Source organism: Gilliamella sp. X-23 (assembly GCF_057063545.1).
The window spans coordinates 219,723-234,199 of record NZ_JBXSQG010000002.1 but is presented as its reverse complement, the minus strand read 5'-3'; the positions used below and the strand labels follow the sequence as shown (position 1 = coordinate 234,199).

Genomic DNA, 14,477 nt, shown 5'->3' with positions numbered 1-14,477 from the left:
TGTCTGGCGGTAATAGCGCGGTGGTCCCACCTGACCCCATGCCGAACTCAGAAGTGAAACGCCGTAGTGCCGATGGTAGTGTGGGTATTACCCATGTGAGAGTAGGGTGCCGCCAGACTTTTAAATTTTATATATACACACCAAATTCGGTGGAGCGGTAGTTCAGTTGGTTAGAATACCTGCCTGTCACGCAGGGGGTCGCGGGTTCGAGCCCCGTCCGTTCCGCCACCTTTATTTAGGGGCGTAGTTCAATTGGTAGAGCACCGGTCTCCAAAACCGGGTGTTGGGAGTTCGAGACTCTCCGCCCCTGCCAAAAAATAATATTTCTGTTCTAATTTTAATCGTTTAGTCGTTTTTGTCTATGTAAATAAAAAAATTTTGTTTACAGATTAACTTAGTCAATTATAATTTTCGCCCAACTACTTTTACAATCTAGATAGAGGATAGAACATGGCTGAGAGTTTTGTAAGTCAACAACGCTTTTTTGATAATAAAAATTATCCAAGAGGATTTTCCCGACATGGGGATTTTACTATTAAAGAAGCTTTGATTTTAGAAAAGCATGGTTGTGCTTTTAAAGAACTTGATGCAGAAACCAGAACCCCTTCCACTGCAGAAGAAAAATCATTTGTAGCCGTTTGCAAAGGTAAAAAAGAACCATCTACTGATTTTGAAAAAACATGGCTGAAATATCTTTCTCGCATAAATAAGCCAAAACGGTTTCATACATTATCTGGCGGAAAGCCACAAGTTGATGTTACTGATGATTTTGTAGATAATGATGACTAATTCTTTTAACCAATGTTTTTGTGTAATTGAATTAGTAATCGATCCATAGAACGATAACTCAATGCTTCTGAAATGTGTTTTCGTTCTATGTTTTCTGACAAATCTAAATCAGCAATTGTTCGAGATACTTTCAATATTCGATGCCATGCCCTAGCAGAGAGTCCCAATTTTATCAATGCCTGCTCTAAATACTCATTATTTTCATTTGATAACTGACAATAGCATTGAATTTCATTCGTACTTAACTGACTATTTAATTTATTGTTTCTTTTAAACTGAATATTTCTTGCTTGTAAAACTCGCTGTTTTACTGTTTCAGTTGATTCTGAAGAAGTAGCTATTTTACTCAGTGTACCTTTTGGTAGTAAAGGTACCTCAATAGAAATATCAAACCTATCAAGAAAAGGTCCTGAAAGTCGATTTAAATAGCGTATGGTTTGTTGTGGTGTCGTTCTATTATGTGTTCCTTGATAATGCCCTGTTGGACTCGGATTCATTGCGGCTATTAATTGAAACTTAGCGGGAAACTTTATTTTTGCATTGGCCCTTGAAATGATTATTTCACCCGATTCAATTGGTTCTCTCAAAGCGTCTAATACTTTTCGATTAAATTCGGGTAATTCATCTAAAAATAATACCCCATTATGTGCTAGTGAAATTTCCCCTGGTTTAGGAATCGATCCTCCGCCAACTAGTGCCGCGGTTGATGCACTATGGTGAGGTGATCTAAAAGGCCTTTTACGCCAGTTTTTAATTGAGCCATTTGGACTAACTAGACTAGTTATTGCTGCACTTTCGAGTGCTTCGTCATCTGATAGTTGAGGTAATAAGGATGTTAAACGAGTTGCTAACATCGTTTTCCCTGTGCCTGGAGGTCCAATTAATAGTAAATTGTGCCCTCCAGCCGCCGCAATTTCTAATGCTCTTTTGGCGTGTTCTTGCCCGATTATATCTTGTAGATTAGCTAAGTTACTATCAATATCTTGGTATTCACGGTATTCAACCGTTGGTAAATCAATTTCTCTATATAAATATTGACATAATTCTAATAGGCTATTAGTGATTAATGTATTGTTTTGGTGAATCAAAGAAATCTCCGATTGATTTTCTGCTGAAATTATTAATATGCGATTTTTCTTTTTCGAAGCGATTGCTGCCGGAATTGCTCCTTTTACAGCTCTAATATTTCCTGATAACGCTAATTCGCCTAGAAATTCATAATGTAATAAATTTTCTGTTGGAATTTGTTCTGTTGCGGCAAGGATAGCAATAGCTATTGGTAAATCAAAGCGGCTTCCTTCTTTTGGTAGATCTGCTGGAGATAAGTTTACCGTTATTTTTTTAGCTGGAAAGGTAAAACCACTATTAATAATGGCACTTCTAACTCGATCTTTAGCTTCTTTAACGGTTGCTTCAGGAAGACCAACTAATACAAAACCTGGTAACCCATTACTAATATGAACTTCGACGTTTATTAAGGGGGCTTGTATTCCAATAGATGCCCGCGTATAAATAATTGCAAGTGACATAGTTTCTAATTATCAATATGTTTAATTTTATTATTATCATATTAGAAAATATCGAAAAACCCATTAAAGCCATTTATTAATGGGATATGACACGCAATAAATAATACAGTTTTGCAATGATTTCAATTCTTTTTATTTAAAATGAGTTTTGAAATAAATGATGATATAAAAAATAGACAAGTATTACTTAATACTATTGAGGGACCTGTTGGCGTATCGTAAATAAATGAAAATATCAATCCAGCAATAACTGATAACATACCTATTATTATTGCAGTTAATGCCATTGTTTCAGGTGTTTTCGAATAATATTTGGCTGTTGCGGCAGGAATAATAAGTAAAGAAGTGATAATTAGGGCTCCGACAAATTTCATCGATAGACCTATTGTTAACGCTAATAGTAGTGTCAAAATTAATTTTGTGAACTGTACGTTAATGCCATGACTAAAAGCTAATTCTTCACTCACAGTAATGAATAAAATGTTATTCCACCGCCAAAACAATAAAGCGCCAATAAATGCTACACAAATAATAATTTGATAAAGATCTGAATATGTTACTGATAAAAGATCACCAAATAAGTATCCCATTAAATCAATACGAATATTGTCCATTAAACTAATTACTACTAAACCAAGTGATAATGCACTATGAGCCAAAATCCCAAGTAAAGTATCAATAGGAAGTTGTTTTTGAGCTTCTAACCAAATTAATCCTAAGGCGAGTAGAAGAGTTATAAAAATGACAGCATAAAATAAATTGATATTCAGTAAAAATCCAAATGCGATACCAAGTAAAGCAGCATGTGATAACGTATCGCCAAAATAGGACATTCTACGCCAAACAACGAAAGTACCTAAAGGTCCTGTTATGCTAGTTAAGCATAATCCAGCTAATAAAGATGGTAATAGTAACTCAATCATTATTTTTCCTTTCATAGCTAGGCAAAACAATTGCCTTATTTTGCTCAATAGGGGATTTGCAGCAATCATGTTGGTGAGTGTGGTGGTGTTTATAAACAGCAATTTGTGATGCCCCGTATCGGCCAAAGAGAGAAATAAACTCTGGGTCATTAGAAACAATGGCTGGCGTACCAGAACAACAGATATGATGATTTAAACAGATTACTTCATCTGTTTTTGCCATGACTAAATGAAGATCATGAGAAACCATTAAGACACCACAATTAAACTGATTTTTTGCATCAGTGATTAAATCATATAAAAGTACCTGGCCATTGACATCTACGCCTTGAGTTGGTTCATCAAGAATCAATAATTGAGGCTTCTTTGCTAAGGCTTGAGCTAGTAAAACACGCTGTAATTCACCACCTGATAATTGATGCATAGATTTATTGATTAAATATTCAGCTTTTACCATGGATAATATATTAAGCATATCTTCATTATTTAATTGCTTATTTAAGTGCATAAAACGTTTAACAGTAATAGGTAATGTTGAATTTAAGTTGATTGACTGTGGCACATAGCCAATCGTTAAATTAGGTGAACGCACGACTGTCCCTGAGGTGCAAGGAACCAACCCCAGAATAACTTTTACTAGGGTCGATTTACCTGCACCATTAGGGCCTAATAATGTAATAATTTGATTAAGATGTATTTTTAATGAAACGTCATATAATATTTTTTGATGGTCAATTTCCACTGAAATATTATTAAGCGTAATTAATGGCGTCATATTGTTGGGGCCCTTGCCTATAAATATGTTATGTTATATTATAACAATAAATTAATTCTATTCTATCATACATTATAAATATAGGATAACGATGTGAAAAAATATATTGTACGGAACAGTAAACAATTAGCTTCTTTTTTAATCATACTGAGTTCATTAGCATTTCTTCACAGTATTACTAATTATGCTAATGCGAAAATTATTTCGTCTGTAAAACCGATAGGGTTTATCACTGAAGCTATCGCTTCTGGAGTGACCGATACTGATATTTTACTCCCTGATGGTGCATCCCCTCACACTTATTATTTAAAACCATCTGATTTAGCTAAACTAAAATCAGCAGAACTTGTGGTTTGGGTTGGTGAAGATATGGAAGCTTTTATGCCAACAATCCTAAAAAGCATTGATAAGCAAAAACAAATCGAATTAATGGCAATACCAGAGATTAACGCATTGCTTCGTATTAGCCATGATGATGAGGATGAAGATAACCATTCTCATGATGAGTCTGTTCAAGAGCATCATCAGCATGGTGAATATGATGAGCATATTTGGCTTTCTCCTGAAATTGCTAAAATTATTGCGCAGTCAATTCATGATAAACTTATCGAGCTTTATCCTAATAAAAGCACATTGATCGATGAAAATTTAAACGAGTTCAACATTAAGCTTGTAGAAACAGAACAAAATATTGCAAAAAAACTCATTACCGTACAAAATAGAGGGTATTTTGTGTTTCATGATGCTTATGGGTATTTTGAGACACGGTTCGGATTGAAAAAACTAGGTAGTTTTACTATAAATCCAGCAGTTCAGCCCGGTTTCCAAAAAGTTTATTCTATTCAGCAGATGCTCAAAGAACACCAAGCTGTATGCGTATTTCGTGAACCGCAGTTTAGCCCAGCAGTTATTGAAAAATTAGTGGATGGAACGGATGTTCGAATTGGAGAATTAAATCCATTAGGAACAGGTATCGCTCTTTCCAAAGATGCATATTCACAATTTTTATTAAAACTAACACAGCAACTGTTGGATTGTTTGGATAAAAATTAGTTTTAGTAATAAATAGTTAAGGTTAATTTTGGCAAGACAAATAAAATCCCCTGATATTGAAAAAAATAATTTTAAAATTCCCTATTTTTCAATATTAGGCGTCCTTTTTATTGTTATTTTATTTACTATTCTGTGGCGTCCACTCAATCTGGATCGAACTGTTTATGTTCCTTTAACTCCTCAAGTTGAAACTACTGTAAATGATAACTCCCATTTTCTTGCTGATGATGGGAGAGTCGAGATAGTCAATGGTAAAACGGCTACCGTTACCGAATCATCAGACGTTCCTGAAGATGAAATTGTTAAGGATGAATTAGATGACATCGTTGATGATAAAGATAACTCAGTGCAATATACTATTGTGCGTGGCGATACTTTGCATGATATCTTAATTCGTTATAACGTTAACCGAAATGATATTTATCAGTTAACGACTAAATTTAAACAACTTGCAAATTTAAGAATAGGCCAACAAATTAGCTGGACGACTGATGATAATCATAATTTGCAAACTTTTAGTTGGACAATATCAAGTAATAATATTCGAATCTATGAAAAATCTGGCGATAAATTTGTAGAAAGTTCCGAAACAGCTGAAGTTGTACCACAAGATATTGTTATAAAAGGTGATATTAAAACTAATTTTGTTGCTGATGCGCGCAAAAGTGGTCTAACTAGTAATGAAATTGGTATTATTACCCGCGCTTTACAATGGCGTTTAGATTTTCGTCGATTACAAGTTGGTGATAAATTTTCAGTTGTTCTAACACGAGAAATGCATGGTAAAAGTTTATCCAATAGCCAGTTACTGGGTGTCCGTGTTAAAAGTGGAACCAAGGATTATTATGCTATTCTAGCTGATGATGGTAAATATTATGACATCAGTGGTAACAGCTTATCCCAAAGCTTTTTTCGTTATCCTTTAGCTACAAAAGCACGTGTTTCTTCTGGATTTAACCCACGCCGTTTGCACCCAGTTACAGGACAAATAGCCCCTCATAATGGTGTAGATTTTGCAGTATCACGCGGAACACCTGTATTATCCGTTGGTAATGGTGAAGTAGTCATTGCAAAGTATAGTGGTTCAGCAGGTAACTATATTGCTATCCGGCATGGTCGTCAGTATATGACCACTTATATGCACTTGGATAAAATTTTAGTCAAACCAGGACAACAAGTTAAGCAAGGCGATAAAATTGGACTATCAGGAAACACAGGGCGTTCCACTGGTCCTCATTTGCACTTTGAATTACATATTAATAATAAGCCAGTCAATCCGTTAACGGCAAGTTTACCTATTTCTGAAGGATTAACAGGTAAGTCAAAAAAAGCTTTCTTGTCAAAAGTTAAAAGTATTAGCTCACAGCTAAATTTTTAAATTTATGCATTTATTTTATATTTAAATACCTACTTAATTGAAATTTTTCTAAAAAAGAAGGGTAAGGTATCCTTAAAAAATTATGTTATCATAAGCTAATTTTATTGGATAATAAATGTTAGGTGCAGTTTGAATACATCAACTAAAACAGCAAAAAAACGATCTTCTAAAAGGACTAAAAAAAATAAAAAGCCTACACTTTTGCGACGATTTTTAACATTATTATTTAAGTTATTTCTCATATTTGTTGCTGTGGCTATTATTTATGGTGTCTATCTTGATCAACAAATCAAAGAGAGGATTGACGGAAATGTGTGGGAGTTGCCAGCAGCGGTTTATGGTCAAATTATTGATCTTGAGCCTGATAGTGAATATAGCTTAAATGATGTAGTGACAATGTTAGTTGGTGCCCAATATCGTCAGCAAGATACTAAAGCTACTCGTCCTGGTGAATTTATTGTAAGTAACGATGCAGTTGAAGTCTATCGTCGGCCTTTTACTTTTCCTGATGGTGAAGAGCAAGCGTTTAGAGTCAGAATTACTTTTTATGAAAATCGTATCGATCGTATTACTAATCTAGAGACGGGGCGTGATTTTGGATTGCTTAAAATTGATCCTAAATTAATTACTATGATGCACTCTCCAAATGGCGAACAGCGGTTATTTGTGCCATTAAAAGAATTCCCTGATTCATTGTTACAAACATTGATAGCAACAGAAGATAAACGTTTTTACGATCATCATGGTGTAAGTTTATATTCTATTGGCCGTGCTATTTTTGTTAATTTAACAACAGGTCGTACCGAGGGTGGAAGTACATTAACCCAGCAAACGGTCAAAAATCTTTTTTTAACTAATGAACGTAGTTTAAGTCGAAAAATACGTGAAGCTTATATGGCATTAATTTTGGATGCTCGTTATAGCAAAGAACGTATTTTAGAACTGTATTTAAATGAAGTTTATTTGGGACAAGCAGGTAGTGAGGAGATTCATGGTTTCCCATTAGCAAGTCTTTACTATTTTGGTCGTCCAGTTAATGAACTTACATTGGATCAGCAAGCAGTACTAGTTGGTATGGTCAAAGGGGCTTCATTATATAATCCTTGGACACAACCTCAACAAGTTATTGAACGTCGCAATGTGGTTTTAAAACTCACTGAGCAGCAAGGTATTATTGATGATGAGTTGTATACTTTATTAAGTCAGCGCCCACTAACAGTTCTACCTAAAGGTGGTGTGATTTCACCACAACCAGCATTTATGCAAGTTGTGCGCAGTGAACTTCGAAAACAATTAGGTGATAAAGCAGATCATTTGTCTGGTATGAAGATTTTTACTACCTTTGATCCTGTGGCTCAATCTGCTGCAGAGCAAGCGGTCACTAACGAAATTGAGAAACTGCGTACATCAACCAATAAAGAATTACAAACAGCAATGGTGATTGTGAGTCGTGAGACTGGGGAAATTCGCTCAATTATTGGTAGCGCAGAACCGCGTTATCCGGGTTATAACCGTGCTTGGTTAACTCAGCGAGCAATTGGTTCATTAGCTAAACCGTCAACTTATCTAACCGCACTTGGACAACCCGATCATTACCAACTCAATACTTGGCTTAACGATAATCCTTTATCGATTAAGCTTGATGGTGGAGGCTATTGGGAACCGAAAAACTATGATCGAAAATTCCGCGATCGTGTTATGTTAGTCGACGCCTTAGCGCTTTCACTTAATGTACCTACTGTTAATTTAGGTATGGCATTGGGGCTTGATGCAACAAAAAATACTTTACAAGCGCTGGGCGTACCAGCAGAGCGTATACCTAATTTACCATCAAGGTTACTTGGTGCTTTAGAATTAACACCGTTAGAAACTGCACAGATGTTTCAAACGATAACTAATAATGGTCAACGTTCTCCACTTTCTATTTTAAGATATGTATTGACTGACAAAGGTGAGCTTGTTTATCAAAGCTATCCACAACAGCTTCAGGCAGTATCTCAACAATCGGCTTATCTAACTACTTACGCTATGCAACAAGTGGTTAATTCGGGGACATCTCGTTCATTAAAAGCTAAATACGGTTCGTTTAATTTAGCTGCTAAGACAGGAACAAGTAATGATTCTCGTGATAGCTGGTTTACAGGGATTGACGGTAAAAATGTTGCTGTTATTTGGATTGGTTTAGATGATCATTCTCCAATGAAATTAACGGGTGCAACTGGTGCCCTAAAAATTTATAGTGAATACTTACAAAATAACCCACCAAAGAAATTAGTGCTGCCACAACCTCAAAATATTTTTATGGTACCTATTGATAGTGATGGGCAGTGGCAATGTAATGGAAGCGGAATTCGATCTTTACCTGTATGGACGATTAATCCTCAGAGCTTATGCAATGGTAATAACCAGTCAGTGCCTGCTCAGCAAGCTCCAAATTGGGTTACAGACCTATTAAATAACTAGGGGGGAAAAAGAATATGCCTGAATTACCAGAAGTTGAAACAAGTCGCCGAGGCATCTTACCGTATTTAAAGGGACAAACTATAGATAAAATTATTGTTCGACAATCTAAATTACGCTGGCCAGTTGATAGGGCTATAAGTAATGCTCATGGACAAGTTATTTTAGATATAAAACGACGTGCAAAATATTTATTATTACAGCTATCTAACAACTGGATTGTGATTCATCTGGGAATGTCAGGTAGCTTACGTATTTTAAAAAAACACCAAAAAGCAGAAAAGCACGATCATATCGATCTCGTTTTAGGAAATGGTATCATATTACGTTATACCGATCCTAGGCGTTTTGGATCTTGGCTTTGGACTAGTTCATTAGGCGAAATATCTCAATTACAACATTTGGGACCAGAGCCTTTAAGTAATGAATTTTCAGCAGAATATCTATTCGAAAAAGCCCAAAATCGAAAAGTGCCCATTAAAAGCTGGATTATGGATAACCATATTGTAGTTGGAGTCGGCAATATTTATGCTTCTGAATCGCTATTTATGGCAAAAATTAATCCTAATCGCAAAGTCAGCTCCTTACAATTAAATGAATTTGAAAGATTGGTTGCTTCCATTAAACAAGTTCTTACCAAATCAATTGAACAAGGCGGAACAACACTAAAGGATTTTCTTCAGTCTGATGGCAAACCTGGATATTTTGCGCAAGAATTACAAGTTTATGGACGCAAAGATGAACCGTGCATAATTTGTGGTACAGAAATAAAATCACAAAAAATAGGACAGCGTAATACTTTTTATTGTGAAAATTGCCAAAAATAATGTCATCTTTTTAAGCAAAATTATCACTTCCTTATGGTCGCCATCTAAATTGTAAACTTTTTTATATATTTATTCATTTTCATATATAAAAATATCTTTTCAAACTCTTTAAACCTTATTTAAATAGGATTAGTATAGACACCTACAATTAGAATAATTTTTTTATTATTACTTTGGGTATTTTATATAGTAAAACCATTATTATTACATAAATCTTTTTATTTTAAAGACTATGGACTTGTTACCAGATATCGGCTATCTTTCTCGCTACAAAATTGTTTATGTTTTGTAAAGTTTAGTATGTGTAGCTAGTTAACGGTAATATATTAATTTTCAAAGATTTTATTTTCTGTTTTTTATCGGTTTATGTTTAATTTAACTCAATGTTTCTTGCTTTTATTAAGGAATTTAAGATGATCAAATTCGCTTCTCGCTTTTTGACAACTTGTTTTATTTTATTTTTTACTACGATGGTTAATTCTGAAGTCAGAATTATTATTACCGATGGAGTGAATTCTGCTAAACCAATCGCTGTTGCTCCATTTAAATGGACTGGTGGAGGAGAGCCCCCACAAATTATTGAAGATATTATTGCTTCTGATTTGCGTAATAGCGGTAAGTTTAATCCTATTGACGTTAATCGTATGCCTCAAAAACCAACCACTGCTTCAGAGGTGACCCCTGCAGTATGGAATAATCTTGGTGTTTCGGCAGTTGTAGTAGGCTCAATTCAACCCGATGCGTCAGGGAAATACCTTATAAATTATCAATTAGTTGATACAGTCAACCATCCTGGTACAGTTTTGGCACAAAACCAATTTTCTATTGAAAAACGCTGGCTTCGTTATGCGGCGCATACTGCTAGTGATGAAATCTTTGAATCACTAACGGGTATTAAAGGTGCATTTAGAACACGAATTGCTTATGTTGTTAAAACAACTAAAGGGCCTTTTTCGCATGAATTAAGAGTGTCTGATTATGATGGTTATGATCAAACCACTGTTCATCGTTCTAAAGAACCGTTAATGTCTCCTACTTGGTCACCTGATGGTAAAAAATTGGCCTATGTGACTTTTGAAGGCGGTCATTCTGCATTGGTTTTAAAAACATTAGAGAGTGGTGCTGTTCAAACAATTGCATCTTTTCCTCAACATAATGGCGCTCCAGCATTTTCTCCAGATGGTAGTAAATTAGCGTTTGCTTTATCTAAAGGAGGAAGCTTAAATTTATATATGATGGATTTAAGTAGCAAAAAAATCACGCAAATCACTTCTAGCCGTAGTAATGATACAGAGCCATCTTGGATGCCGGATAATCAAACTATTGTCTACACTTCTGACCAAGCGGGACGTCCTCAATTATATAGTATCAATATTAATGGTGGTGCATCTCAAAGAATAACGTGGGATAATACGCAGAATCAGAATGCCCGCGTGTCGCCGGATGGTTCTTTTATTGCTATGATATCAACTAATAATGGTGAACAACATATTACTCGATATGATATGGACACAAAAACCTATCAACGTTTAACCGATACTTTTTTAGATGAAACGCCAAGTATTGCACCAAACGGTACTATGATCATTTATAGTTCATCACAAGGATTAGGTACCATTTTGAATCTTGTATCTACCGATGGTAATTTTAAAGCAAGGTTACCGGCAACCGATGGGCAAGTAAAATTCCCTGCATGGTCGCCATATTTATAAGAAGAGCTTAAAAATTATACAATATTGTGATTATTAAAATTGTGTAAAGCTTAAGGTCGTTATAATATATACTTCTAATCTTTCTGGTTAGTAACTGGTGTTACTTTTAAGTTGGTTAGATGTATAAAATATAAGTAATAATTTATTTAAACAAAGGAGTTAATACAATGCAATTTTCTAAATTTCTTAAAGTAGCTGCGGTTGCTTTACCATTAATCGCTGTAACTGCATGTTCATCTAATAGTAGCCGTAACGCAGGTGGTAATTCAAATGGTACTTTATCAAAAGAAGCCTTAGAACAACTTCAAAAATTACAACAAATGAACACAGTATATTTTGATTTTGATAAATATAATGTTAAGTCTGAATATGCAACATTATTAAATGCACACGCTGTATTTATTCGTGCAAATAATGTAAAAGTTGTTATCGAAGGTCATGCTGATGAACGCGGTACTCCTGAATATAACATCGCATTAGGTGAACGCCGTGCAGCTGCAGTTAAATCATACCTACAAGGTAATGGTGCTTCTGCAAGCCAAATGGAAATTGTTTCTTATGGTAAAGAAAAACCAGCTGTATTAGGGCATGATGAAGCAGCTTATGCTAAAAACCGTCGTGCTGTAGTAACTTATGCTGGATATTAATAGTATCTTATAACGGCTGATTATTCAGCCGTTTTTATTTTCTAAGTTCACGCCGAGTCTAATAATATGCATAAAAAAATACTCACATTGTTCCTGTTTCTTTTATTTACAGGTTATGGTTGTGCTGCGGGTAGTTCTGATATCGATAGAACTATTCAAGCTCAAGGGCAATTAATAATTCAAAACCAACAAAAAATTAGCGATTTACAAGCTGATGTAGATACACTCCGTGGTCAGTTAGAGGAAACAAAATATCAATTGAATCAGGTAATTGAACGCCAAAAAATGATTTTACAGCAAATGGCTAATGGTTCTGGATTTTCATCAAATTCTAATTCTGACTCACAAGAAAATAGCTCAGCTCAATCTTCTGATTCGACTTCATCAACATCTTCGCCTTCAGATTTATCTGGATGGACAACTTCAGGTGATGATAAAGCTGATTATAATTTTGTCATGCAGTTTGTTAATGATGGCAAACAAAATAATGAAGCCATTGCCGCGTTTCAAAAGTATTTAAAAAACTACCCAAAGTCTAATTACCGAGCCAACGTTAATTATTGGCTCGGTCAACTTTCATATAAACAAAACAAAAAAGATGATGCTTCATTTTATTATGCGAGTGTGGTAAAAGATTTCCCATCTTCACCAAAAGCCGCTGATAGCCTTTATAAAGTAGGATTGATTTTACTTGATAAAGGGGATACTAAAAATGCTAAAGCTGTTTTTCAACAAGTGGTGAATAAGTATTCAAAAGATAAGAATGCAGTTGCTCTTGCGAATAAAAAATTAGCGTCACTAAAGTAAAATGTATAAATAACCAGCTATTGCGTGAAAATGGCAATAAAAGGGTTGCGTAGCATTATAATTATAAGTATTATACCAACCCGAAATCGCTTGTGGCTTTAAGTACTAAAGGTAAAGTGGTTTTTGTCAAATGGGTCGTTAGCTCAGTCGGTAGAGCAGCGGACTTTTAATCCGTTGGTCGAGCGTTCGAATCGCTCACGACCCACCATTTATCTCATAAATCTTCACTTACTTCATTTTTAGCTAATACCATTTCAACGTTTGAACCTTGAACAGAATAAATCCCTACATTTATTAGTATGCTTAAAAGGAAGAAAAAGGGAGATATTCTCCCCTTTTTTATATTACTTAGCTTTGGCGGCTAATTCGATAATTTTCATCGTTACTTCAAAAGATTTAAGAAATGATGATAATGGTAAAAACTCAAAGCACGAATGAAAGTTATGTGCACCAGTAAAGTAATTTGGTGTGGTAAGACCTCTAGCAGAAAGTGCTGAACCATCCGTTCCCCCCCGCATAGCAATCGTATTTGGCTGAATATTGAGGTGCTCAAATGATTGATAAATCAAATCAATACAGCGACGATCATTACCCAAATAGTTAGCTATATTGCTATAAATATCGGTAATTTTACACTCAATTTTAGCCCTTGGATATTTTCGGCTAATAAAGCTCACCACTTCTTGGATATAAGCTTTACGTGCTTCATATTTAGCTAAATCAAAGTCACGAATACTCATTTTTAATGTTGTGGTACTTTGATTGCCAACAATATCATTAAACCAAAAATAACCTTCTTTACCTTCGGTATGTTCAGGTGTTTCGAAACTATCAAAACAGTTAATAATATCATTAGCTACACGGATAGGATTGATTAAAACATTTTTTGCCGACATTGGATGAGCAGATACACCAGTAATCTCAATGATTGCTGAGCCAGCATTGAAAGTTTCATAAACGACTTCACCTAGTTCACAACAATCGATTGTATAAGCAAAATCGGGTTTGAAGCGATTTAAATCAAGTTTCTTAGCACCATTTAAGCCTACTTCTTCATCAGGTACAAATGCCACATAAATATCACCATGTGTAAGATTTTGTTGTTGTAATTGATCTAACATTGTCATCACAACGGCAATGGCGGCTTTATTATCAGCACCAAGTACACTTGTGCCATCAGTTACAATCAATTCATCATTAAGATACTTATTCAATTCAGGATGTTCATCAACTTTAAACCAGATATTTTTATCTTTATTTAACAGGATATCTTGACCGGTAAAGGTCACTCTCTGTGGCTTGATTTTATCTGATAAGGCAACATCGACCGTATCAAGATGGGCAACATAACCAATTTTGGGCGCATTTGGATTATTGCCTGGTAGTTTAGCCGTTACAATACTATGCTCATCAAGGTGAACATCTTGTAAATTAAGTTCGCTCAACTCTTGTTTGAGTAATTTGGCTAATTCTGTTTGCCCTGGGGTTGAGGGCACATGCGCACATCCAAGAGCACTTTGACTTGGAACGTTGACATAACGTAAAAAACGCTCAACTAATTGTTCGGTAATATTCAT

General features: G+C 35.1%; 12 protein-coding genes, 3 tRNA genes and 1 rRNA gene. 12 read left to right on the top strand and 4 right to left on the bottom strand.

The window, feature by feature from the left end:
• The first annotated feature begins 2 nt into the window (after positions 1-2).
• From rrf to ACYH9I_RS02710, 4 genes are all read left to right on the top strand, one after another.
• Positions 3-118: ribosomal RNA gene (gene rrf / locus ACYH9I_RS02725) — 5S ribosomal RNA — on the top strand.
• Positions 119-151: 33 nt separating this feature from the next.
• Positions 152-228, top strand: a tRNA-Asp gene (locus ACYH9I_RS02720).
• 9 nt (positions 229-237) lie between these two features.
• Positions 238-313 (top strand) — tRNA-Trp (locus ACYH9I_RS02715).
• A gap of 137 nt (positions 314-450) precedes the next feature.
• The gene (locus ACYH9I_RS02710) at positions 451-789 is read left to right on the top strand and encodes a MaoP family protein (RefSeq protein WP_483558710.1); all 339 of its coding nucleotides are present in this window, start codon (positions 451-453) and stop codon (positions 787-789) included.
• A gap of 5 nt (positions 790-794) precedes the next feature.
• Here the strand turns inward: ACYH9I_RS02710 and ACYH9I_RS02705 are convergent, their stop codons facing one another.
• From ACYH9I_RS02705 to znuC, 3 genes are all read right to left on the bottom strand, one after another.
• The gene (locus ACYH9I_RS02705; RefSeq protein WP_483558708.1) at positions 795-2,318 is read right to left on the bottom strand and encodes a YifB family Mg chelatase-like AAA ATPase; all 1,524 of its coding nucleotides are present in this window, start codon (positions 2,316-2,318) and stop codon (positions 795-797) included.
• 122 nt (positions 2,319-2,440) lie between these two features.
• Positions 2,441-3,241, bottom strand: a complete 801-nt coding sequence (gene znuB / locus ACYH9I_RS02700; RefSeq protein ID WP_483558706.1) for a zinc ABC transporter permease subunit ZnuB — start codon at positions 3,239-3,241, stop codon at positions 2,441-2,443.
• Positions 3,234-4,016: a zinc ABC transporter ATP-binding protein ZnuC gene (gene znuC / locus ACYH9I_RS02695; protein WP_483558704.1), complete on the bottom strand. Its 783-nt coding sequence runs from the start codon at positions 4,014-4,016 to the stop codon at positions 3,234-3,236. The genes znuB and znuC overlap by 8 nt, the downstream gene beginning before the upstream one ends.
• A gap of 93 nt (positions 4,017-4,109) precedes the next feature.
• Between znuC and znuA the strand changes: the two genes are divergently transcribed.
• The 8 genes from znuA (at position 4,110) to ACYH9I_RS02655 (ending at position 13,108) form a co-directional block, all read left to right on the top strand.
• Positions 4,110-5,069 carry a zinc ABC transporter substrate-binding protein ZnuA gene (gene znuA / locus ACYH9I_RS02690; protein ID WP_483558702.1) on the top strand — a complete coding sequence of 320 codons (960 nt, stop codon included), beginning with the start codon at positions 4,110-4,112 and terminating at the stop codon, positions 5,067-5,069.
• Between the two features lie 28 nt (positions 5,070-5,097).
• Positions 5,098-6,447 (top strand): murein DD-endopeptidase MepM, encoded by a 1,350-nt coding sequence (gene mepM / locus ACYH9I_RS02685; protein ID WP_483558701.1) that lies wholly within the window; start codon positions 5,098-5,100, stop codon positions 6,445-6,447.
• Positions 6,448-6,576: 129 nt separating this feature from the next.
• Complete coding sequence (gene mrcB / locus ACYH9I_RS02680; RefSeq protein WP_483558699.1) at positions 6,577-8,910, top strand: bifunctional glycosyl transferase/transpeptidase; 2,334 nt, start codon at positions 6,577-6,579, stop codon at positions 8,908-8,910.
• Between the two features lie 14 nt (positions 8,911-8,924).
• Positions 8,925-9,734 (top strand): bifunctional DNA-formamidopyrimidine glycosylase/DNA-(apurinic or apyrimidinic site) lyase, encoded by an 810-nt coding sequence (mutM, locus tag ACYH9I_RS02675; RefSeq protein WP_483558697.1) that lies wholly within the window; start codon positions 8,925-8,927, stop codon positions 9,732-9,734.
• 416 nt (positions 9,735-10,150) lie between these two features.
• Positions 10,151-11,446: a Tol-Pal system beta propeller repeat protein TolB gene (gene tolB, locus ACYH9I_RS02670; RefSeq protein ID WP_483558729.1), complete on the top strand. Its 1,296-nt coding sequence runs from the start codon at positions 10,151-10,153 to the stop codon at positions 11,444-11,446.
• A 167-nt stretch (positions 11,447-11,613) separates the two neighbouring features.
• Positions 11,614-12,093: a peptidoglycan-associated lipoprotein Pal gene (pal, locus tag ACYH9I_RS02665; RefSeq protein ID WP_483558695.1), complete on the top strand. Its 480-nt coding sequence runs from the start codon at positions 11,614-11,616 to the stop codon at positions 12,091-12,093.
• A 66-nt stretch (positions 12,094-12,159) separates the two neighbouring features.
• Complete coding sequence (gene ybgF, locus ACYH9I_RS02660; protein WP_483558693.1) at positions 12,160-12,900, top strand: tol-pal system protein YbgF; 741 nt, start codon at positions 12,160-12,162, stop codon at positions 12,898-12,900.
• A gap of 132 nt (positions 12,901-13,032) precedes the next feature.
• Positions 13,033-13,108, top strand: a tRNA-Lys gene (locus ACYH9I_RS02655).
• Between the two features lie 136 nt (positions 13,109-13,244).
• Here ACYH9I_RS02655 and pepT read toward each other — a convergent pair.
• Positions 13,245-14,477: a peptidase T gene (gene pepT / locus ACYH9I_RS02650; protein ID WP_483558692.1), complete on the bottom strand. Its 1,233-nt coding sequence runs from the start codon at positions 14,475-14,477 to the stop codon at positions 13,245-13,247.